This is a genomic window from Alkalitalea saponilacus (genome assembly GCF_900168165.1).
Taxonomy (GTDB): Bacteria; Bacteroidota; Bacteroidia; order Bacteroidales; family Marinilabiliaceae; genus Natronoflexus; species Natronoflexus saponilacus.
The window spans coordinates 39,938-61,462 of record NZ_FUYV01000011.1; the positions used below are offsets into that span (position 1 = coordinate 39,938).

Consider the following 21,525-nt stretch of genomic DNA (forward strand, 5'->3'; position numbering starts at 1 on the left):
AAAAACGAGTCTGCGAGCTACACAGTATCAATAAAATTCCTCTCTGTTTTATGAAACACCACAATCCCTATTACCAACAGCACCGTTGTAAATGCCGCGCTGTACCCCAAATATCCCCAGCTAAAGTTTCCGGCACCCAAAAAAGCGTATTTAAATCCTTCCACGATGGGAGATAGGGGGTTAAGCATCAGAATGGTTTTCATTTTTCCTTCAGGGATTTCACTCATGGGGTAGATTACCGGCGTTGAATACATCAGTAATTGCACACCAAAGGTAATCAGGAATTTCAGGTCGCGGTATTTGGTGGTCATGGAGGTGAAAAGAATGCCGGCACCCATGCCCATTAAAGCCATGATGGTGATATAAACCGGAAGCAGGGCGATGGTCCAGTTGGGCTGTACCGAAGCTTCCCCCTTAATGAGGAAGTAGGCATACACCGCCAGAAAAAACACCAGCTGAATAAAAAACTTAATCAATCCCGAGGTGACCTTACTAAGCGGCATGATGAGCCGGGGAAAATAGACCTTCCCAAAAATGGCCGCATTCTGCGTGAAGGTGTCACTGGTTTGGTTAAAACTCTCAGCAAAATAGTTCCATATCACGATGCCCGAAAGGTAGAATAGTGCCATGGGTTGTCCATCGGTGGAGATCTGGGCTATCTTTCCGAATACCACGATGTAAATAAACGTGGTAAGAATGGGTTGAACAATGAACCAGATGGGACCGAGAACCGTCTGTTTATAAACCGTGATCACATCACGTTTTACGAACATGTAAAGGAGGTCGCGGTATTGCCAAATCTCTTTAAAATTAATATCGAAAGCATGCCTTTTGGGGCGGATGATGAGGTCGTATTGAGTCATTTTTTTATTTTGTACTGGTTGAAAAATCGGAGACCGGAGAACGGAAACCGGAGATCGGAGACCGGAAAATGGAGACCGGAAAATGGAGACCGGAGATCGGAAACCGGAGATCGGAAACCGGAGACCGGAAAATGGAGACCGGAGACCGGAGATCGGAAAATGGGTTTATGGTTTGGGGTTTATGGTTTGGGGTTTATAGTTTAGGGTTTATAGTTTATGGTTTGGGGTTATACAATCAATTCTCAACCCTTAACTTTTCTTATGTGCCTTATGTGGTTTAATCTAACCACGGAGTTCACGGAGATTGACACAAAGTACACTAATATTTATAGAGGACTCTGTGCCTACTTTGTGCCTATTGTGGTTAAAATGGGTTTATGTTACACGCCTAGGGTTTGCTTATATGCTTGGTAAACAAAGAGTCACATTTTTACATGATCAGTAATCTATCTATTTCTACGATCTCTTTGCTTTCAGCGCTTTAATTAGCTTTTTATCAAAAGTATGAATTTTAGCTTCTCTAATTTCATGATAAGCCAATAGCAGATTATCTGCATAATCAAGGTTGTTTTGCGATAAGAGTTTAAGCGCCAATCTGATTATTGGTTTTTGATCCAGTATTACATTTGGATAGTCGATAAGCCATGTCAAAGCATTACAAATCAACTCATTTTGGATTTTATAAACCTTTTGCAAAACATAAACGACCTCGGCTATGATTTCACCAGGTATAGTGATTGATTTGTTTTCAAAAACATGCGATGCATTATGATATTGTTGTTCATTATCTTTTAGCAGGTATCTTAGAATATAATTGGCATCAGCTATTTCCATATTTTTCTTTTACGTGCTTTTCATATGCTGTTTTTTCTTCTGCCACTTTGGATAAATCTGAGAATTGCTTCAGCGCTCCGGCAGCTTTATACAGTTCATTGGTTGCAGATTGGACATTATCTTCAACAAGGATGATGATTTCGGCTCTTTTCCCTTTGAGGTCTTTTAATTCATCAAATCGGATGATTGCTGGATCAATTATGGTATTTATACGGATAGCTTGCATCGCTAAAGAATTTATGTTCTGAAATTTCAAATGTACGTTGATTTTTATGGATTGACAAGATTGTAAATTGTCATCGATTATACACGATTTCTTTTTGCTGGCTCCCTGTTAATACTTTGGTGTCATTCGTTATATGATATTCTTTTGTATTCCCCCCTTGGGGGTAGGGGGTGAAATATTCTGGTTTTTTGGTCAATGAATTTACGTTAATTTGCACGAATTGGTTTGCTCGCGTCGCTCGCTTGTTTTGTCCGCAGATTATTTGGATTAAGCGGATTGGTTTGCTCGCGGGCTCGCTTGTTTTGTCCGCAGATTTAAGGGATTTAACGGATTTTTGCTCGCGTCGCTCGCTGTTTGTCCGCAGATTATTTGGATTTAACGGATTTTTTGCTCGGGTTGCTCGCTTAGGTTTAGGAATTCTTTTGTTTTTCCAACTTGGGGGGCAGGGGGTGAAACCTGCTGATTAAATCCTGTTCCAATTGGTTTGGTGACTGTATCGCTGTAACTACTTTTGTGTAATTAGTTATATAGTTTTCTTATGTGTCTTATGTGGTATGTAATTTGATTTGCACAGCTACGGCGGTATATTTTCTAATTCATTTATACACAATCTGGTTGGCAGTAATATTTTCAGGTGATACTTCAATTATCTTTCCTTCTTTGGATATGATTATTGGAGTTTTCTTATATTTCTTGAATTCAATAAGCTTTTTATAAGCTTTCTCAAGTCCTTCTTTAATTCTTTCAATATTGTCCATAGCTATATGTTTTTATATTGATTCAATAATTCATTCCATTTATCGGTATTCTTAACAGTAGTGCTGTTCGTATTTTTATGAGCTATTATCTCATATGGTTCTCCTGAATTATCAATGAACATCCATTCATCAACAATGGGTTCGAAAATTTGATAAAAATTTTTCAAACCTTTGTCATATCTTCTTCTGATTACATCCTCCGGTATATTATGACCTCCCTCTCTTACTCTGGTCTCAACACGTTTAACAGCCAATTCCGGTGTGCGTAACCAAAAGAACAAAAGAGTAATCTCATAGCCTTTTTCTTTTGCTTTCAACACAAGGTTCCTATAACTCCTTGTTGCTAATGTAGTTTCAAATGCGAAATCCTGTTCGTTTAAAATCAACTTGTTTATTTTCTCCAACATTAATCTTCCTGCTTGTATTGCTTCAGATTCAGGATTAAACGGTGAAAGCCCTTTTGCTATTTCGTCAGCATTTACGAACTCCTCACAATTCAATATTTCCGGTAAAATCGTATAAGAAACAGTTGTTTTTCCGGCACCGTTACATCCCGAGATAATAAATAGTCTTTTCAATATGTTTTTTTGTAAAATTCATTTAAACCCACATGTTTTCTATAACATGCTTTCTATAAGTTGTATACGCTCTCGTTAGGAGCCGGGGGGGGTGAAACCTGCTGATTAAATCCTGTTCCAATTGGTTTGGTCGCGTGGCTCGCTTGTTTTTGTCCGCAGATTCTTGGCAAGCCAAGCGGCAGAGCCGAGCGATGTGGATTAAAGGGATTTTTTGCTCGCGTCGCTCGCTGTTTGTCCGCAGATTTAAAGGATTTAACGGATTTTTGCTCGGGTCGCTCGCTTAGGCTTAGGGATTTTGTTGTTTTCCCCACTTGGGGGGTTAGGGGGTGAAATATTCTGGTTTTTTGGTCAATGAATTTACGCGAATTTGCACCAATTGGTTTGCTCGCGTCGCTCGCTGTTTGTCCGCAGATTATTTGGATTTAACGGATTTTTTGCTCGCGTCGCTCGCTTTTTTTGTCCGCAGATTATGTGGATTAAAGGGATTTTTTGCTCGCGTCGCTCGCTTAGGGTTAGGGATTTTGTTGTTTTCCCAACTTGGGGGTAGGGGGTGAAACCTGCTGATTAAATCCTGTTCCAATTGGTTTGGTGACTGTATCGCTGTAACTACTTTTGTGTAATTAGTTATATAATTTTCTTATGTGCCTTATGTGGTAAATAAAACGCAAAGACGTCAGGCTTCATTGAGGCCTCTGTGTCTTCTTTGTGCTCTTTGTGGTTAAAATGGTTTTATTTTGCACACCTACGGCGAGTCAATGCTTTCGCCCTTTCAGGGCTTTACGAGAAGCGGCATTTCTGTTATCATAGGGCTTCACCCTATGTTGTTGGATTACGCCCCTTTGGGGCTCTTCTCTAACAGAACCCTAAACCTTTTGCATCCTTCGTAGCTTTAGCGTAGAAGAGCAAACCATAAACCCTGAACTCTGAACTCTGAACTCTGAACTCTGAACCCTGAACATTCAACCTTAAACCTAAAACTTTAAACTCTCAACTCTCAACTCCAAACCTTCCTTACGTGCCTTATGTGGATTAATATGATTAAAAACCATTGTCTTAACTTCATGGCATGCCTCCGGCTTGGTGAGTCCCACCAATGGCAAATGCAAATTTAGCTCAAATCCCTTAAATAACGAAAAGAAGAGATACTAAGTTACGAAATTATCCGTCATGGGTGAAGAAAGGTTGGCAGGTCAAGAGACGAAGTATTGCGGAGTCGTGTGAAACGAGATGATAGGTTAGAGGCCGGGCACAATTGGTTTATAGTTTTATGGTTTATAGTTTATAGTTAATGCCCTAAACCCTCAACTTCAAACCCACAACCCACAACTTCAAACCTTAAACTTTTAAACTTCTTATGTGTACTTTGTGATTAAAATGCTTTTAAGTTGCACACCTACGGCGTGCCGGGGATTAGGGCATCTATGTTTCTATTAATATTTACCACCTACGGCGGCTTACTATTAGAACCAACCTATTGACCTATTAACCTTTTATCCCACCCTGTGGGTGTCGATACCCGGCATTCCGTTTTACTTCAACTCCGCTACGCTTCGAAACTTCAAACCTTCAACTCTCAACCTTCAACTCTCAACCTTCAACTCTCAACCTTCAACTCTAAACCTTAAACCCCAAATCCGCCACCAATAAAAAAAACCTTTTTTTGATTTTTATTCATCTTTATTTATCTTCACAGCTGAAAAACCTAAAGCAATTTGTGTTTAAAAGAAATCTGACAACAGAGAGTTTAGTTTAAATTGGCACAACAGTTGTTATCAGGTTCAGAAGATGTCCTCATATTTCAATTCGAATCTATGATAAAGCGAATATTCGTTGCAGTTTTATTAACTGTGGTCTCATTAAATCCATCATTGGGACAACGTAGCCTTGATTCCCAACAACCCGAAAGAAAATTTGAAGAGGCCATGTCCCATTTTCGGCGTGGTTATTATGGGGTAGCCCGTCAACTTTTTGAGGAGGTAAAACATAATGTTTCCGATGAGCAACGAACGCTGCGTTCGGATGCAGCATTCTACGAAGCTTTGTCTTCATCCAGACTCGATAACGACGATGCCTCATTTCTTCTGGAGCGATTCATTGATGATTACCCCGGAAGTCCACATCTTTCACATGCACGTTTTCGAATTGGAGAACTGGCTCATGACAGCAACAGGCTGAGGGTGGCCATCCGTTGGTACGACAGGGTAGATCCCAACGATCTTGATCGCGACGTGAGGTTGCGATACTATTTTAAAGCGGGGTATGCCAACTTCATGGAAGAGGAGTATGATAAGGCAGCACGTCTCCTTAATCAGGTTAAGGATGTTCCATCTGATTGGTGGGGGCCTGCCAATTATTATTATGCTCATATTCAATACGACAGGGGCAATCATCAGTCGGCTTTGCGTACATTTACCCGGTTAAAGAATGAGCCGGGTTTTCAGAATGTTGTACCTTATTATATTGCACAAATCTATTACATGCAGGGCGATTATGACGCTGCCATTGAATATGGAACGCCTTTAATGGCCGATGCCCGTGGAGTGATGCGCACCGATTTGGCCAGGGTTTTGGGTGATGCATGGTATGCCAAAGAGAACTATTCACGTGCCATTCCTTATTTGTCCATCGTTGTAAAAGAGACCAAAACACCTCGCCGCGAAGATTACTACCATTTAGGATTATCATACTATTTTGTAAACGATTTTGAGCAGGCAGCAGTTTTCCTGGCCCAGGTAACTTCTTCTGAAGATGATATGACACAGAATGCCTATTATCATTTGGCCGATTGCTACTTACGTTTGGGCGACAAGCAAAACGCGCGCATTGCGTTTGAAGCAGCACAGCGTCTCCATTTCGACAAGGCCATTCGTGAAGATGCCATGTTCAATTACATTAAACTGAGCTATGAGCTCAGTTTTTCTCCTTTCAACGAAATCATCAATTCATTTTTACAATTTATAGAAGAGTTTCCCGAAAGCCAGCACATCGATGAGGCTTATCGCTATTTGGGTCAGGCTTTGCTTACAACCCGCAATTACCGTCAGGCATTAGAGGCCATGGAGCGCATTCAGCACAAAAATGCCGATGTTTACAGAGCCATGCAGCGGGTATCCTATTATAGAGGACTGGAGTTGTTTACCAATCTTCAGTTTACGGATGCCATAGCGATGTTCGATTACAGCCTTAATTACGGCCGTTACGATAACACCATAAAAATGGGAGCTCTTTACTGGCGTGGCGAATCGCACTACCGACTTGGAAACTATCAAAAAGCACTGGCTGATTACACGCAGTTTATTGAAACTCCCGGATCAAGAAATTTGCCGGAGTTTGTTACGGCACATTACAACATTGGTTATTGCCATTTTAATCTGGGTAATTTTAGTGCAGCAGGACAGTGGTTTCGTAGGTTTCTGGTGCAAAACGACGGGAGACAGCCCGCGAAGCAAGGTGATGCGCTCAATAGGCTGGGTGATACCTATTTTATGGTGCGTGATTTCAGAAATGCCATGACTTACTACGAACGGGCCGCTGCGCTTCCTGAAGGATCACCCGATTACGCCATGTTCCAAAGAGCCATATCCCTTGGAATATCGCGTGATCATGATGGTAAAATTCGGCAGTTGAATGAATTGATTACCCGTTTTCCGCGTTCTCCCTATTTGGATGATGCATGGTATGAAATGGGACGTTCTTTCGTTGCTAAAAATGATCTGAATGAGGCCATCAGATGCTTTAAAACGGTCAGAGACCGTTTTCCTCGAAGTCGCTTTGCAAAGAAATCAATGCTTCAACTGGGATTAGTCTATTATAATACAGGCGATCTGAATCAGTCCATGGTATTCTACAAACGAGTGGTAAACGAGTTTCCCGGTACTCCCGAGGCTGAGGATGCATTGTTAGGCATTCGCAATATATATATGGATCAGAATAATCCGGACGGGTATATTCGATATACCAACCAGATTGGAGGATTTGCCCGGGTTGATGATCGTCAGCGTGACTCACTGAGTTATGTTTCGGCAGAGCGTTTGTATATGTCAGGGAATTGTGCCCAGGCTCTTGTACAGCTGCAGAATTATCTGACATCATTTCCTCAGGGGAGATTTGTTCTGAATGCTCATTATTACAAAGCCGATTGTCAGTTTAGAGATGGGCAATATGAAGAAGCTCTTGTCTCTTATGAGTTTGTTACCGGACGTGGCAGAAGCCTCTTTTCAGAAGACGCATTGCGTCGAGCCGGGCAAATTCATTTCAGGAAAGAGAATTACGGCAGAGCTCTGGATTATTTTAAGAGACTGGAGGAAGAGGCCGATCTGGAAGAGAACAGGCAAGAGGCGCTTATAGGACAAATGCGGGCATTGCGACACCTGGGGACGCCAACCTCAATCATAGATGCAGCCGGACGGGTTTTGGACAACCCGCGAATGGCACCCGAAATTGTGCGTGAAGCAAGGTTTCTCAAGGCCAAGGCTCATATTGATCTGAATCAGAAGCAGCGAGCCCTGGAAGATTTCGAAATTCTGGCAGAAAACACAAGCAGCAGGGAGGGTTCCGAAGCCCGCTTCAGGGTGATTGAAATTTTGTATGAAGATGGAAAAAGAGCAGAAGCCGAGCAAAAGGTCTTTGATTTTGTAAACAGAGGTACACCCCATCAATACTGGCTGGCACGCTCGTTCATCGTGTTATCGGACATATTTGCAGATCGGGGCGAATTTTTCCAGGCAACCCAGTACCTTGAGAGTTTGCTTGAGAACTATACATCGGAAGAAGATGATGTGAGAGAACTGGCTCAGGAGAGGCTGGAGCTGTATCGAAGACAGGTGGAATGACCGGAGATCGGAGACCGGAGATCGGAGATCGGAGACGGGAGACGGGAGACGGGAGATCGGAGAATGGATGAAAGGTTGATAGGTTTAAAGTTTAAAGTTTAAAGTTTTAGGTTCAAAGTTTTATGTTTTAGGTTCAAAGTTTTAAGTTCTGGGATATTGCTTCGCTGCAAGAACCATCAACCCTAAACTATTAACCCTCAACTATTAACCCTAAACTATTAACCCTAAACTATCAACCCTCAACTATCAACCCTAAACTATTAACCCTAAACTATCAACCCTCAACTATTAACCCTCAACCCCAAACCTTAAACAAAAAAAAGAAGTAATAAATCAACAATATCGTTATATGCGGAATAGCAGTATTATTTCAATATGCATGATAGGTATGTTATTATTAACTACCGGCTTATTTTCTCAGGAGGAGACTCCCATCAGTCAGGATGTGCGGGTGGTGCGTGAGTATACCCCTACGGTATCTGATGCCATTAAAATAAGTGAAATGCCTGATATATCGGAACCGGATGTTCCGGCTCCACGGTTTGAGTACCGTTTATCGGGGCGTGCCATCACCGGCGCTCCGGAAGTGGTTCCGTTGATTCCTGCCCGCATGGCGCCTGCGCCTCCAGAGGAGCTGAATACCTCTTACATTAAAGGTTATGCTGGCAATTATGATCTTTTGGGTGGAGCACTATACTACAACCTGGTACAAAACAACGATTTTGCCATTGCATTAAAAGCAGGCCATGAGTCATCCTGGGGTCGGCTCTCTGTTGGTGATAGTAAAAACAAGGCACATTATCATGATACCAACGGTGGATTGTATATGCGCCATTTTTTCAGAGGCAAGACCTTAAGTCTCGATATGGATTTTAATAACTATGCCTATCGGTATTACGGAGGTCGGAATATGCATCCTGAAAGCATCTACCGGATTGCCATTCCAGATTCAGATCCGGAAGCATTCAGAAATGCTTCGGGAGCAGATCTTGTGCCCGATCCAACTCAGCACCAAACCACCTTCGATATTGATTTGGGATTGCTAAACCATGTGAATCATAGAAATTCTAACCGTTACGATATGGGGTTGGGGTTTTCAACTTTTGGTAATCGTACTGGTGTTACTGAGAATCAGTTCAGGTATCGTGGAGATTTTGATATACCAATTGGGGAACTTTTCCTCAGACTTGGAACCTCTTTAAACCATGCCAGTGTTAATCATGGAAACAATGCCTTTTTGGCGCAGGGCGATTTTGGCGGGAGACAGCAAACTTTAGTTGAAGCTAATCCGGCCATGTTGCGCATAGGTGATCACTACATGCTGAATATGGGATTACGAATTGGGGCAGAATTTGATGACATTGAGGACAATTTCTATTTGTCACCCGATGTCTGGGGACGCGTGGCCATTGCCGATGGAGTGGTTGGACTTAAGGGGGGTGTTACAGGGGAGATCAGACCTGCAACCTACCGGAACATCATGGCAGAAAATCCGTTTGCAGCACCCGATATGCATGTAAAGACAGCGTTTCACGGCGTTAAATTTTTCATGGGAGCCACGGCCAATTTCAGTGCCATGACAACTTTTTCAGCAAAAGTTGAGTACAATGTTTTCAGAGACGAGCACTTTTTCGTGAATCGTAGTTATTTATACCAGGATCAATCACAATACGAATATGCCAATATATTTGATGTGGTTTATGACGATGGACAACTGCTGACCGTCAGCGGGGAGTTAAATCTGAATTTCTCCCCGGATTTGGATTTGATGTTGCGCGGATCTTACTACTCCTGGACGCTGGACGAACAAGAACATGCCTGGCATAAGCCCGGCATGGAGATAGGTGTTCGTGCTTCTTATCACATGGACGAAAGTCTGACCCTTTATGGATCTTTTAATTTGCTGGGTGACAGACAGGCCAAAATTCCATTCGATTTGGGAACAGAGGTGATAACCCTGGATCCCGTTTACGATTTTAACCTTGGAGCCAACTATGCATTGAACAGGAGATGGAACTTTTTTGGCGAATTCCGCAATCTGTTTGCTTCCAGATATTACCAGTGGCATGGATATCCGATGCAAGGATTTAATGCCAGAATTGGCGCCGGGTATAGTTTTTAATCAGCATCATAACAATGAGTTTAAGACGAGAGAGAGGAGAGGGCAAACGAACACGCGGCATGGTCATGCTTTATGTGGCCATGATTCTGTTGGTGGTTGCACTGCTTGCAGGACTGCGATTTTATAACTTCATATTTGCTCCCAATGTCACAGTCGAATCCAACAGAGATGGGGTGATATACATACCAACGGGTGCCAATTTTGATGAGGTTTTGTTTTTACTGGAGCATTCAGGGTATATTGAAAATATGAAGTCTTTTCAGTGGGTGGCCGACCGTAAAGGTTATCCGTCACGGCCACGTGGTGGCCGTTACACGCTCAGAGAAGGCATGAGCAATAACGATATTGTTAATCTGTTGCGTTCAGGTCGCCAAACACCTGTAAATGTTACATTTAATAACATCAGAACCCACAAAGAACTGGCCGGTCAGTTATCGCGACGTCTTGAGGCGGATTCTTTACAATTTCTGAAGGCTCTCACCAACGAAGATGCGCTTGGTGAAATTGGTTTTGCCCGTCACACCGTGCTTGGAATGATCCTTCCCAACACCTATGAGATTTTCTGGACTACCACACCGGAGGGTTTCATCACCCGCATGCATAGGGAATATGAACGTTTTTGGAATGAAGAGCGGTTGGAACGTGCTTCCAATCTGGGTCTTACTCCATTGGACGTGGCCACTTTGGCATCTATTGTTGATGAAGAAACCGTACGTGAGGATGAAAAATCGCGCGTGGCAGGTCTTTATATTAATCGGTTACGGCGCGGAATGCGCTTGCAGGCTGATCCAACCATCAAGTTCGTGATTGGAGATTTTACGGTTAACCGCATTTTAAATCGTGATTTGGAAGTGGATTCACCTTATAACACCTATTTGTATGCCGGCTTGCCGCCAGGACCTATTCGAATGCCCTCTGTTACCGGCATCAATGCCGTTTTGTATTATGAGGAACACAACTATTTGTACATGTGCGCCAAAGATGATTTTTCCGGTTATCATGCATTTGCCAGGACGCTTCAGGAGCATAACCGCAATGCCGCCCGATACCGGCGTGCACTGAATGAGAGACGTATCTTCAGGTAGTTTTTACCACATAAGGCACATTAGAAAAGTTAAAGTTTTGAGGTTTGAAGTTTTGGGGGTACTGGGGTTATTGTTGAAAGTTGAGGGTTAATAGATAGGGGTTTAAGGTTAAAAATCGAGATGGTATAATATAGAAAGCCTTCGCGGTGATAAATATTAATATAAAAATGGATTCCATTATCCCCGGCACGTCGTAGGTGTGAAACATAATGCGATTTTAACCACAAAGAACACAAAGGAGGCACAAAGGTCTCTATGAAGCTTAGCGTACTTTGCGTTTTCCTTATCACAAAAGACATATAAGCACATTTAAGATCTGTTCCATAAAAAACTTTTACGAACTATTATTGAATAATAGTTGCAGTTGATTTATATTTGGCTTTGAATTTGTTGAGGATTGTGGTTTTAATTTGAAAAATCTTAAGATCTAACATTAAATTTATGAACAATAGAACAATCTGGTTCATCCCGGTGATGATACTGTTTTTGGCATCATGTGCCAGTTTAAGAAAAGGAAGCAGCCGTTTCGACAGCAGCCAATCTATTTATGTACAAGAAGAAACCCAGCCTGCCAGAATAGAGGTTAAGGAAGAACCCGCTGTTCGTGAGCCGGCGCCAGAACCTGCTGTTGTGGTAAGAGAGGAACGTGTAACCACCATCGAACACACAGGTCCCGATTTCAGGTATTACGTGATTATTGGCTCCTTCAGGGTGTTGGAAAATGCCAGAAATTTCCGTACCGATTTGGTCAGACAACAGTTTAATCCTGTCATTCTTGAGAACGAAGAGGGATTATACCGGGTATCGGTTGCTGCCTATAACGATGAATTTGAGGCCCGCAGCAGAATTTCCCAAATTCGTAGAAATTACCAGCAATACAGCGATGTGTGGTTGCTAATTCGCCGTAGATAAGCATTTAAACCCTTCCCGATTCTCGGGACCTCGCTACGCTGCGCTGCGTAACCCAAAACTATAAACCCTAAACCCTAAACTCTTTTTAAAAAATTTCAGACAAAAAAAATTGTATAATGTTTCAAGAAGTCAAGTTAACTGATCATATTTATTATGTCGGCGTAAACGATCGTCGAACCGCACTATTTGAAAACCTATGGCCGTTGGAAAGAGGTGTTGCCTATAATTCATACATTATAGATGATGAGAAGGTGACATTGATAGATACCGTTGAAATTGGTTATATCGATAAATTTCTGTCAAAAATCCGTGCAGCAATTGGGGATAAACCAATTGATTACCTGATTATTAATCATATGGAACCTGATCATGCCGGATCGGTTAAAATATTGTCCGAACTATATCCCGATATGAAACTGGTTGGTAACAAAAAAACACGACCTATGGTCGAAGGTTTTTTTGGTATTACCGACAAATTCAAAGAAGTAGGGGAGGGCGATAGCCTTGTACTTGGGCATCATCAACTGCAATTCTTCATGGTTCCCATGGTCCATTGGCCTGAAACCATGGTAACATATAATCCCGAGCACAAAATTCTATTCTCAGCTGATGCTTTCGGAAGCTTTGGAACGTTGGATGGTGGCATTTTTGACGATGAGCTGGATATTGAATATTTTATAGATGAAATGCGCAGGTATTATTCCAACATAGTTGGAAAATACGGAAATCCTGTTCAAAAAGCATTGAGCAAACTTTCAGGTTTGGAAATAAAAACCATTGCAGCAACCCATGGACCCATTTTGCGAGAGAACATTGAACGAATCGTTACACTCTATGATAAATGGAGCAAGTATGAGGCCGAAGAAAATGGAGTGGTTATTGCCTATGCTTCCATGTATGGCCACACAGAGGAGATGGCCGAGGTTATTGCCCGTGAACTGGCTCTAAATGGTGTAAAGCAAATTCGTATTTATGATGTATCTAAAACCCATGCATCATACATTATTTCTGATATTTTTAAATACAAAGGCGTTATTCTTGGTAGTCCCACCTACAGCAATGAACTGCATCCAAATATGGAGTCGCTTGTAAACAAATTGGAGAATATGGGAGTTAAGAACCATCTGCTTGGAACATTTGGATCGTTTACCTGGTCGGGAGCTGCTGTAAAGAGACTCGACACCTTTGCAGAAAAAATGGGATGGGAAGTTGTAGGTGAGTCTGTGGAGGAGAAACACGCATTGAAGGATGAGAAATATAACGCATGTTTAAACCTGGCAAGGGGAATGGCTGGGAAATTGAGTTAGAAGTTTGAAGTTTATTGTTGATAGTTTCAAAGCGCAGCGGAGTTGAATTGAAATGATTCCCGAGGCTTCGGAACCCGAAAGGTGGGGAAAGTTATTGGTTTTAAGTTGAAGTCTCTTGAAACAGAAAAAGTTAAGCATAATAATGATTGCTGTCGTTGAGGGCAAATGTTGATAGAAAAGAATGGATTTCTTAAATCCAGACCGTGCAGCATTTGTATAATTTAAGACACAAGGAGGACAAGAATAGCTATACCTTTTTTAACATAAAAGCAAAACGATGAAAACAACGATTTTATCTACATTTTTTTTGTTCTTGAAAATTGCAATTTGTGCACAATCCAGTATCATTGGAGATTTAAATAGACTGATTGATCAACACAAGCTTGAGAATAGAAGAGCTAGAGCTATTGCAGATGACCGGTATTCCCAAATTGATGGCTCACCATATCTTAATGAAGATTTTAAAACTGGCGTAGTGGTTATTAATGACACCCTTATATTTGAGGATATCCCAATGCGCTATAATATATTCTCTGACAGGATTGAATACAAAAATGATCAGGATCAGGTTTTAGAACTAGATACCAGAAGAATCAATAAATATGACTTTAAAATTGATGATCTTCATTTATCCCTTAAAGAATATACTGATGGGGACTTAGTCCTTTTTGGTTTATTGGAAGTCCTTGAAAAAGGAGAGGTAACTCTATATCGAAAATACCATGTGGAGATGCAGGAAGCAACTCCTCCCAAAGGATTTCAGGAGGCCAGGCCAAATCGATTTGTTCGTAGAAACGATAAAAATCTGATAAGCATAGGAGATGATTTGCCTATGATGATAAACAACAGAAGAGATTTTAATGGCATCATTGAATTAATTGATGCTGATTTGGATAGCTATCTGAGAAATAACAAAGTTCGATTCAGATCAGAGGACTCGATATTAGAACTTGTTAGCTATATTAATAGCAAATAGGGAATTGAGTTTTAAAACTTCCTTAATAAACTAGAGCCTTAAAGAACTATAGATGCAAGACCGATAGACTAGATTAAACAGACCATCAGGTGTATCTAATCGTCTTTCTTAGCATTCTATCTGTCTAACCCCGATTCATCAGGACTAACGTCCTGGGGGTTCTTTTGTTTAAACTTCGCTCTGCTTCGAATCCGAACATCATATTTATCCACCGCATTATTTACCATACAAATCATTCATCTCTTTACGTATTGATGCGATGGCGTCGTTGAAATAGAGATTCAGGTCTCTGCCTGTATTTTCAATTAGGAAACGACCAAGTTCAAGAGCAGGTGCTTTTTTGTCGATATTATTGGCGGTGGTATTAATCAGTCTGACCAGCCCCTCTTTGGCGGCTTTTACCTTTTCCCAGGTGGGAATGGTAACATAGATTTGCATGGTGAGATTGTGATCAAATTCTGTGCGGATGATCTTTAATAGATGCGCTTGGAACTGCAACGCTGAAAGATCATGTCTTTGTTCACGAAGAATAAGAGATTCAGGGTTGAGCCTTTCCAGTAGCAGAGTCAAGCGTTCATAAGCCTGCATTCGAAGTTTAAACATCTCACTGCTCTCCTTTACGCGAATTTCCTGATGTCTGCGTCTGTTTTCCTGATTCATGAAGAGATATATCAGAATCAATGTAAAGACAACCACTATAACAGATGGTAAAAAGATTAAAAGTGTGTTATTCATATTTTCAGTTTTCAGTTATCAGTTTTCAGTTACCAGTTATCAGTTACCAGTTACCAGTTATCAGTTACCAGTTACCAGTTACCAGTTATCAGTTACCAGTTATCAGTTATCAGTTATCAGTTACCAGTTACCAGTTACCAGTTATCAGTTATCAGTTATCAGTTACCAGTTACCAATTACCAGTTATCAGTTACCAGTTACCAATTACCAATTATCATTAGAAATCGATCGATGAGTGATGTGGGGTTTTTGTTTATGGTTTAGAGTTTATGGTTTAGAGTTATAGTTTTGGGTTTATGGTTTATAGTTGCGCAGCGCAGCGAAGTCACGAGAATAGGGTAGGGTTTTCGCAACGAAGTGATGTTCCAGAACTTAAAACTTAGAACCTAAAACATTAAACTTAGAACTTTAAACTTTCCACCACCCTACCATTTTTATCCGTTCCGATTTGCGGGATTCCGCTACGCTTCGGCTCCGGTTTCGGGTCTCACATTATCAATTGATCAAAATCAATCTCTTCCTGCTGTTTTTCCGATAGTCTGGTGTCCTCGCATTTGACTGTGCGGCCTGGGAATTTTTTAATCAGGTTGTAATTGTGAGTGGCCATGATAACGGTTTTGCCATCTTTACAGATTTGGTGAAGCAGTTTCATCAGTTCATCAGAAGTATCCGGATCCAGATTACCTGTTGGCTCATCAGCCAGAAGCAGATCTGGTTTATTGAGCAACGCTCTGGCAATTCCTATACGCTGCTGTTCCCCTCCCGACAATTGATGGGGCATTTTATATCCTTTATGAACCATATCTACCTCAGATAAAACTTCCCTGATGCGGTGATCCATTTCTACCTGATTTTTCCATCCGGTGGCTTTGAGGACGAAAAGCAGATTATCATAAATGTTCCGGTCGATCAGTAACTGATAGTCCTGAAACACAATTCCCATTCTTCTCCTTAACCATGGAACATCCTTTTCTTTAATGGAGTGCAAATGGTATCCTGCGGCAAACCCCTTGCCTTCGCGCAGAGGAATCTCTGCGTAAAGTGTTTTTAATAAACTTGATTTACCGCTACCCACACGGCCGATCATGTACAAAAACTCACCGGGCTTTACGTTCAGATTCACATCCTTTAATATGATGTGCTCTTCCTGCCTAACCAGGATGTCAGCCAGCTCAACAATGTAACCATTGCTATTAACAGGTGAATGACTCTCTTTGGCCATATATAATTCTTAAGTAAAGTTTTTAATTGATGTCGCTCTTCGAAACTGCTAATTTCCGAAAATCAGGTTAAAAGTCCAAAGTTAGTTTATCGTTTGAAAATTTCCCTGAAAAATAGCTGTTTTTAAATCAAGTCAGGACAAAAAACTGCTAAAATTAGGAATAATTATGATACAAACTCATTGCCGGGCACCAATTTATCGAATGTTTCACGAATATGTTTTACAACAATCTTTTTCATTGCTGTTTTATATGGTATTACGTCGTTTTAATTCTAATTTTGCAGTAAAATTACAACTTATAGGTTAAAAGAACTTTTATTTGTTGTGATACCCTCTTGATTCAGATTCCTTAAAACGGATATTTTTTTAATTAAACTCAATTTGTTATTTTTTTAGCTTAATTTGGCAGAAGAAATATACAGATATCTGATTCTGTTCACCAAAATTTGTGTGGAGAGGGTATTTTGTTTGTGATAGAAATTGTTTAGTCGATTTTGTAATTCTGACCCAAGTTTTAAGAGGAGTTTAATCAATTCAATAACACATAAATTATATAAAAAATGAAGCCAACGCATATCGAACACATTGGTATTGCAGTAAAAAGCCTGGATGAAGCCATTCCATTTTATGAAAATGTATTTGGTTTAAAGTGCTACGCTGTAGAAGAGGTTGCTGATCAAAAAGTAAAAACAGCTTTTTTCATGGTAGGTCAAACCAAGATTGAGTTACTTGAATCCACCGATCCTGAGGGTCCAATTGGAAAGTTTCTTGAGAAAAGGGGAGAAGGTATTCATCATCTTGCCTTTGCCGTTGATGGTTTGGCTGAAAAGCTGGGTGATGTTGAGAGCAAGGGAGTCCGATTGATTGATCAAAAGCCCCGAAAAGGTGCCGAAGGTCTTGATATCGCCTTTTTACACCCAAAATCAACATTTGGTGTGTTGACCGAATTGTGTGAAGATCCTAAAAAGTAATTGTTATTTAATTAAGAGGAGTTGATATGTCAAATCAGGATAAAATCAATAAATTAATTGAATTGCGTGGAGAAGCCCGTCTTGGTGGCGGACAAAAACGCATTGATGCCCAACATGCAAAAGGGAAATTGACCGCACGCGAACGCATTGAAATATTGTTGGACGAGGGAAGTTTTGAAGAGTTTGATATGTTTGTTACCCATCGTTGTACAAACTTTGGGATGGAGAAAACTAAATTCATGGGCGACGGTGTGGTTACTGGTCACGGAACCATAGACGGACGCGTTGTTTATGTTTTTTCTCAGGATTTCACCGTTTTTGGAGGTTCATTGTCAGAGACTTTTGCGCAGAAGATTTGCAAAATTATGGACATGGCCATGAAAGTGGGTGCCCCGGTGATTGGAATCAATGACAGTGGAGGCGCAAGAATTCAAGAGGGAGTAACCTCACTGGCGGGTTATGCTGAGATTTTCCAGCGTAACATTATGGCATCAGGGGTAATTCCTCAGATCTCTGCAATTTTTGGCCCGTGTGCAGGCGGTGCGGTATATTCACCTGCATTGACCGACTTCATCATGATGACTGAGAATTCCAGTTATATGTTTGTTACAGGACCAAAAGTAGTTAAGACCGTAACCGGTGAGGATATTTCAACAGAAGATTTGGGAGGAGCTCAGGTTCATGCTTCACGATCGGGCGTTTCGCATTTCATGCTTGAGAGCGAGGAAGAAGGTTTACTGCTTTTAAGAAAACTGATTTCCTATTTGCCACAGAACAACCTTGAAGAGCCGCCATTGGTGGAAACGAACGACCCGATTGATAGAATTGAAGATGTTCTGAACACCATTATTCCCGATAATCCCAATCAGCCTTACGACATGAAAGAGGTGATATATACCATTGTTGATGAAGGCGAATTTTTGGAAGTACACCGCGACTACGCACGAAACATCATTGTTGGATTCTGTCGTATGGCCGGTGCTTCGGTAGGGGTCATAGCAAACCAGCCAAATTTTTTAGCAGGTGTTCTTGATTGTGATGCCTCACGTAAAGCTGCGCGTTTTGTTCGTTTCTGTGATGCATTCAACATCCCTATTCTGACATTGGTTGATGTCCCCGGATTCCTTCCTGGAAGTGGTCAGGAGTACAATGGCATCATTACACACGGAGCCAAGCTGATGTTTGCCTATGGAGAAGCGACTGTTCCAAAAGTTACAGTTACCCTTCGCAAATCCTATGGTGGAGCCCATGATGTAATGAGTTGTAAGCAGTTGCGTGGTGATTTAAATTACGCGTGGCCCACAGCAGAAATTGCCGTTATGGGTGCGTCAGGCGCCATTGAGGTTCTGGAAGGTAGAGCCATGGCAGCCATTGAAGATCCTGAAGAGAAAACTAAATTCATCGCTGCCAAGGAGTCTGAATATAAGGAAAAATTTGCTAATCCTTATCAGGCTGCAGCCTATGGTTACATTGACGATGTGATTGAACCACGAAATACCCGTTTCAGAGTGATTCGGGGATTCCAGAGTCTTCAGACAAAAAAGCTGACCAATCCGCCCAAAAAGCACTCAAACATTCCATTATAACAACAAAAAATCACCCGGAAATCTTTTCCGGGTGATTTCACTCATTTACAGACTTGACTATGACATTTTTGATTGACATTGAAAATTGGAATTGGGCAGATATATACGTGATTGCCGGAGTTGGGTATTCAGTCGTATTTCTGGTTTTGGTACTGTTAATCTTGGTTTACAAACTTATCCCAAAAATCCTTAACATCCGAATCAAAAAGCGCCTTAAAAAAGAAGGTAAAGAGATTGATTCAACTGCATCGGAACAATATGTGGCAGGAGAAGTAAATGCTGCCATTGCTACTGCATTGATGCTCTATTTTAACGAACAACATGATGAAGAGAGCAATATTATTACAATCAAACGAGTAGCCAGAACCTACTCTCCCTGGAGTTCGAAAATTTATGGTGTTCGCAATGTTTTATCCAGATAACAGATCGTATTACAATGAAAAAATTTGAGTTTTCCATAAGCGGAAATAAATATGAGGTAGAACTGAAGGACGTTGAGGACAACGTAGCCCATGTGGAAGTAAATGGTACTTTGTATAACGTTGAAATACACAGGGAAGTAAAAAAGTCCAAAACACCCCGATTGGTTCGTTCAGAAGCAAAGGTTAAACCGGGCGAAGGAAACATCGTCAGAAAAGAGAGCGTTGGAAGTCAGGTGAAAGCACCTCTTCCCGGTAGTATCTTTAAAATCCTTGTAAAAGAGGGAGATGCTATTAAAAAGGGTGATGTTTTGCTCATTATGGAGGCCATGAAAATGGAAAATACCGTGATGGCCGAGAAGGAAGGTACCGTAAAATCCATCAGAGTTAAAACAGGCGACAATGTATTGCAGAATGATATTCTGATTGAACTTGATTAACCTGCCTAAAAACGTGAAGAATTATTAAGGTGCAGATGTTAATTACAAGTTGTCATTAGACTTGACGGTTTTACTGCTCATGTTATTCCCTCGTGTTTCTTTATTAAAGCAATCCCGAGAATGGTATATTTATTTTGCCATTATCAACCAGATTCAGATTTATGATTATTCGAAAAATTAATTCTTTATACAAGTGAAAAAGTTTGCAGCAATTTATACGATTCTGGGTTTATTATTCATGCTGATTCTGCCAACAATGAATCTGGAGGCTCAGAGCATCGCCCAGGGAGATCAATCCGGAGGGGCGTTTTTCAGTGGAATGGCCAAGTTTTGGGAAAACTCCGGATTTTACAACTTCGAATTCCGACAGCTATTGATGATTGTTATTGGGTTGGTGCTGATTCATCTGGCCATAAAATTTAAATATGAGCCACTTCTACTTGTTCCCATCGGAACGGGGTTAATCATTGGAAATATCCCTTTACCTGCTACTGAAGGAGCCACCATTGGCATTAACGATGAAGGTTCGGTGCTGTATTATCTCTACTTTGGTGTTAAGGAGGGTATTTACCCTTCTCTCATCTTTCTTGGTATTGGTGCCATGACCGATTTTTCTTCGCTTATATCTAATCCGCGACTCATGCTTCTTGGCGCTGCTGCCCAGATTGGGATTTTTGCCACTTTTATTGGTGCCGTTGCCCTGGGATTTGCTGTTAATGAAGCAGGAGCTATTGCCATAATTGGTGGTGCCGACGGCCCCACCGCTATTTTTGCTTCCTCCAATCTGGCTCCTCACTTATTGGGAAGCATTGCCATTGCTGCCTATTCTTATATGGCGCTGGTTCCGGTTATTCAACCGCCCATTATGCGTTTATTGGTGAGCAAAAAGGAGAGAGTTATACGCATGAAACCCCCACGTGCAGTTTCAAAACTTGAAAAAATCCTTTTTCCGCTGATTGGTTTATTGCTGACCGCTTTTATATCTCCCGGATCATTACCATTGCTGGGAATGCTGTTCTTCGGAAATTTGCTTAAGGAGTCGGGAGTGACCAACAGACTGGCAGAAACTGCAAGGACATCCATGGTTGATATTGTTACGATACTGCTAGGATTGACTGTAGGAGCTTCTACCTCTGCGGCACTGTTCCTTTCGATCAGTTCCATTAAGATATTCCTGTTGGGGGCAATTTCTTTTGCTATTGCAACAGCAGGAGGAGTGTTGTTTGCAAAAGCCATGAATCTTTTCCTTAAGAAAGGCGACAAGGTTAATCCATTGATTGGTGCTGCCGGTGTTTCTGCTGTTCCTGCCAGTGCAAGAGTAGTTCAGTTAGAAGGATTAAAGTCCGATCCAAATAATCACCTACTGATGCATGCGATGGCTCCAAATGTATCGGGAGTTATTGGGTCGGCAGTTGCTGCAGGTATTATGCTTAGTTTCTTTATGTAATAGAATTATATGTATTTGATTTCACTATTGTCCGGGGAAATAATATCATATTATTAAAGTGCTCAAGCCGCACAGGCTTTTACTTTTTTTCTACAGCAAAAAAAAGTAAACAAAAAATGCCGCCGCTGCATGAAAAAGACTAAAAATCAATGTGTTTTTCTAAAAGCCGTGAACTCGCTACGCTCAAACAGCACGGCTTTCTTAACGAAAAA

At 41.2% G+C, this 21,525-nt stretch carries 20 protein-coding genes; 13 read left to right on the forward strand and 7 right to left on the reverse strand.

Annotation, left to right across the window (positions count from 1 at the left end; all coding sequences use genetic code 11):
* Window positions 1-17: 17 nt before the first annotated feature.
* Complete coding sequence (locus B5X70_RS09935; protein WP_079557756.1) at window positions 18-863, reverse strand: ABC transporter permease; 846 nt, start codon at window positions 861-863, stop codon at window positions 18-20.
* An 18-nt stretch (window positions 864-881) separates the two neighbouring features.
* Here B5X70_RS09935 and B5X70_RS09940 point away from each other — a divergent pair, with 18 nt between their 5' ends.
* Complete coding sequence (locus B5X70_RS09940) at window positions 882-1,067, forward strand: hypothetical protein (RefSeq protein ID WP_143255062.1); 186 nt, start codon at window positions 882-884, stop codon at window positions 1,065-1,067.
* 252 nt (window positions 1,068-1,319) lie between these two features.
* Here the strand turns inward: B5X70_RS09940 and B5X70_RS09945 are convergent, their stop codons facing one another.
* The 4 genes from B5X70_RS09945 to B5X70_RS09955 form a co-directional block, all read right to left on the reverse strand.
* Window positions 1,320-1,697: a PIN domain-containing protein gene (locus B5X70_RS09945; RefSeq protein ID WP_079557757.1), complete on the reverse strand. Its 378-nt coding sequence runs from the start codon at window positions 1,695-1,697 to the stop codon at window positions 1,320-1,322.
* Window positions 1,684-1,923, reverse strand: a complete 240-nt coding sequence (locus B5X70_RS09950) for a hypothetical protein (protein WP_079557758.1) — start codon at window positions 1,921-1,923, stop codon at window positions 1,684-1,686. Before B5X70_RS09950 ends, B5X70_RS09945 begins: the two co-directional genes overlap by 14 nt.
* A 596-nt stretch (window positions 1,924-2,519) precedes the next feature.
* Window positions 2,520-2,681 carry a hypothetical protein gene (locus B5X70_RS18170; protein ID WP_198314196.1) on the reverse strand — a complete coding sequence of 54 codons (162 nt, stop codon included), beginning with the start codon at window positions 2,679-2,681 and terminating at the stop codon, window positions 2,520-2,522.
* 2 nt (window positions 2,682-2,683) lie between these two features.
* Window positions 2,684-3,259, reverse strand: coding sequence for an ATPase (locus B5X70_RS09955; RefSeq protein ID WP_079557759.1), 576 nt, complete (start codon window positions 3,257-3,259; stop codon window positions 2,684-2,686).
* Window positions 3,260-5,070: 1,811 nt separating this feature from the next.
* On the opposite strand from B5X70_RS09955, the gene B5X70_RS09960 reads away from it, so the two are divergent.
* The 6 genes from B5X70_RS09960 to B5X70_RS09985 all read left to right on the forward strand — a co-directional run bounded on the left by B5X70_RS09960 (window position 5,071) and on the right by B5X70_RS09985 (window position 14,493).
* Entirely contained in the window at window positions 5,071-8,091 is a 3,021-nt protein-coding gene (locus B5X70_RS09960; RefSeq protein ID WP_079557833.1) for a tetratricopeptide repeat protein, read from the forward strand.
* A 388-nt stretch (window positions 8,092-8,479) separates the two neighbouring features.
* Window positions 8,480-10,213 carry a TonB-dependent receptor gene (locus tag B5X70_RS09965; protein ID WP_079557760.1) on the forward strand — a complete coding sequence of 578 codons (1,734 nt, stop codon included), beginning with the start codon at window positions 8,480-8,482 and terminating at the stop codon, window positions 10,211-10,213.
* Window positions 10,214-10,227: 14 nt separating this feature from the next.
* Window positions 10,228-11,298: an endolytic transglycosylase MltG gene (mltG, locus tag B5X70_RS09970; RefSeq protein WP_079557761.1), complete on the forward strand. Its 1,071-nt coding sequence runs from the start codon at window positions 10,228-10,230 to the stop codon at window positions 11,296-11,298.
* A gap of 441 nt (window positions 11,299-11,739) precedes the next feature.
* Window positions 11,740-12,210 carry an SPOR domain-containing protein gene (locus tag B5X70_RS09975; RefSeq protein WP_079557762.1) on the forward strand — a complete coding sequence of 157 codons (471 nt, stop codon included), beginning with the start codon at window positions 11,740-11,742 and terminating at the stop codon, window positions 12,208-12,210.
* Window positions 12,211-12,326: 116 nt separating this feature from the next.
* Complete coding sequence (locus B5X70_RS09980) at window positions 12,327-13,517, forward strand: FprA family A-type flavoprotein (protein ID WP_079557763.1); 1,191 nt, start codon at window positions 12,327-12,329, stop codon at window positions 13,515-13,517.
* Between the two features lie 277 nt (window positions 13,518-13,794).
* Window positions 13,795-14,493 carry a hypothetical protein gene (locus B5X70_RS09985; RefSeq protein WP_079557764.1) on the forward strand — a complete coding sequence of 233 codons (699 nt, stop codon included), beginning with the start codon at window positions 13,795-13,797 and terminating at the stop codon, window positions 14,491-14,493.
* Window positions 14,494-14,709: 216 nt separating this feature from the next.
* Here the strand turns inward: B5X70_RS09985 and B5X70_RS09990 are convergent, their stop codons facing one another.
* Window positions 14,710-15,228 carry a DUF7935 family protein gene (locus B5X70_RS09990; RefSeq protein WP_079557765.1) on the reverse strand — a complete coding sequence of 173 codons (519 nt, stop codon included), beginning with the start codon at window positions 15,226-15,228 and terminating at the stop codon, window positions 14,710-14,712.
* Between B5X70_RS09990 and B5X70_RS09995 the strand changes: the two genes are divergently transcribed.
* Window positions 15,218-15,463 (forward strand): hypothetical protein, encoded by a 246-nt coding sequence (locus tag B5X70_RS09995; RefSeq protein WP_157666547.1) that lies wholly within the window; start codon window positions 15,218-15,220, stop codon window positions 15,461-15,463. The two genes, B5X70_RS09990 and B5X70_RS09995, sit on opposite strands and share 11 nt — an antisense overlap.
* Window positions 15,464-15,715: 252 nt before the next feature.
* Here the strand turns inward: B5X70_RS09995 and B5X70_RS10000 are convergent, their stop codons facing one another.
* Complete coding sequence (locus B5X70_RS10000; protein ID WP_079557766.1) at window positions 15,716-16,450, reverse strand: cell division ATP-binding protein FtsE; 735 nt, start codon at window positions 16,448-16,450, stop codon at window positions 15,716-15,718.
* Between the two features lie 560 nt (window positions 16,451-17,010).
* Between B5X70_RS10000 and mce the strand changes: the two genes are divergently transcribed.
* The 5 genes from mce (at window position 17,011) to B5X70_RS10025 (ending at window position 21,313) form a co-directional block, all read left to right on the forward strand.
* Entirely contained in the window at window positions 17,011-17,421 is a 411-nt protein-coding gene (mce, locus tag B5X70_RS10005) for a methylmalonyl-CoA epimerase (RefSeq protein ID WP_079557767.1), read from the forward strand.
* 26 nt (window positions 17,422-17,447) lie between these two features.
* A complete protein-coding gene (locus B5X70_RS10010) occupies window positions 17,448-19,007 on the forward strand; it encodes an acyl-CoA carboxylase subunit beta (protein ID WP_079557768.1) in 1,560 nt (519 codons plus the stop codon).
* A gap of 59 nt (window positions 19,008-19,066) precedes the next feature.
* Window positions 19,067-19,429 (forward strand): OadG family transporter subunit, encoded by a 363-nt coding sequence (locus B5X70_RS10015; protein WP_079557769.1) that lies wholly within the window; start codon window positions 19,067-19,069, stop codon window positions 19,427-19,429.
* Window positions 19,430-19,443: 14 nt separating this feature from the next.
* Window positions 19,444-19,866, forward strand: a complete 423-nt coding sequence (locus tag B5X70_RS10020) for a biotin/lipoyl-containing protein (RefSeq protein ID WP_079557770.1) — start codon at window positions 19,444-19,446, stop codon at window positions 19,864-19,866.
* A gap of 193 nt (window positions 19,867-20,059) precedes the next feature.
* A complete protein-coding gene (locus tag B5X70_RS10025; protein WP_079557771.1) occupies window positions 20,060-21,313 on the forward strand; it encodes a sodium ion-translocating decarboxylase subunit beta in 1,254 nt (417 codons plus the stop codon).
* Window positions 21,314-21,525 lie beyond the last annotated feature (212 nt).

What these genes read in the sequence shown, in the direction of transcription:
- B5X70_RS09935 (WP_079557756.1), bottom strand. Translation starts at nt 863, where the DNA reads ATGACTCAATACGACCTCATCATCCGCCCCAAAAGGCATGCTTTCGAT.
- B5X70_RS09945 (WP_079557757.1), bottom strand. Translation starts at nt 1,697, where the DNA reads ATGGAAATAGCTGATGCCAATTATATTCTAAGATACCTGCTAAAAGAT.
- B5X70_RS09950 (WP_079557758.1), bottom strand. Translation starts at nt 1,923, where the DNA reads ATGCAAGCTATCCGTATAAATACCATAATTGATCCAGCAATCATCCGA.
- B5X70_RS18170 (WP_198314196.1), bottom strand. Translation starts at nt 2,681, where the DNA reads ATGGACAATATTGAAAGAATTAAAGAAGGACTTGAGAAAGCTTATAAA.
- B5X70_RS09960 (WP_079557833.1), top strand. Translation starts at nt 5,071, where the DNA reads ATGATAAAGCGAATATTCGTTGCAGTTTTATTAACTGTGGTCTCATTA.
- B5X70_RS09965 (WP_079557760.1), top strand. Translation starts at nt 8,480, where the DNA reads ATGTTATTATTAACTACCGGCTTATTTTCTCAGGAGGAGACTCCCATC.
- mltG (WP_079557761.1), top strand. Translation starts at nt 10,228, where the DNA reads ATGAGTTTAAGACGAGAGAGAGGAGAGGGCAAACGAACACGCGGCATG.
- B5X70_RS09975 (WP_079557762.1), top strand. Translation starts at nt 11,740, where the DNA reads ATGAACAATAGAACAATCTGGTTCATCCCGGTGATGATACTGTTTTTG.
- B5X70_RS09980 (WP_079557763.1), top strand. Translation starts at nt 12,327, where the DNA reads ATGTTTCAAGAAGTCAAGTTAACTGATCATATTTATTATGTCGGCGTA.
- B5X70_RS09985 (WP_079557764.1), top strand. Translation starts at nt 13,795, where the DNA reads ATGAAAACAACGATTTTATCTACATTTTTTTTGTTCTTGAAAATTGCA.
- B5X70_RS09990 (WP_079557765.1), bottom strand. Translation starts at nt 15,228, where the DNA reads ATGAATAACACACTTTTAATCTTTTTACCATCTGTTATAGTGGTTGTC.
- B5X70_RS10000 (WP_079557766.1), bottom strand. Translation starts at nt 16,450, where the DNA reads ATGGCCAAAGAGAGTCATTCACCTGTTAATAGCAATGGTTACATTGTT.
- mce (WP_079557767.1), top strand. Translation starts at nt 17,011, where the DNA reads ATGAAGCCAACGCATATCGAACACATTGGTATTGCAGTAAAAAGCCTG.
- B5X70_RS10010 (WP_079557768.1), top strand. Translation starts at nt 17,448, where the DNA reads ATGTCAAATCAGGATAAAATCAATAAATTAATTGAATTGCGTGGAGAA.
- B5X70_RS10015 (WP_079557769.1), top strand. Translation starts at nt 19,067, where the DNA reads ATGACATTTTTGATTGACATTGAAAATTGGAATTGGGCAGATATATAC.
- B5X70_RS10020 (WP_079557770.1), top strand. Translation starts at nt 19,444, where the DNA reads ATGAAAAAATTTGAGTTTTCCATAAGCGGAAATAAATATGAGGTAGAA.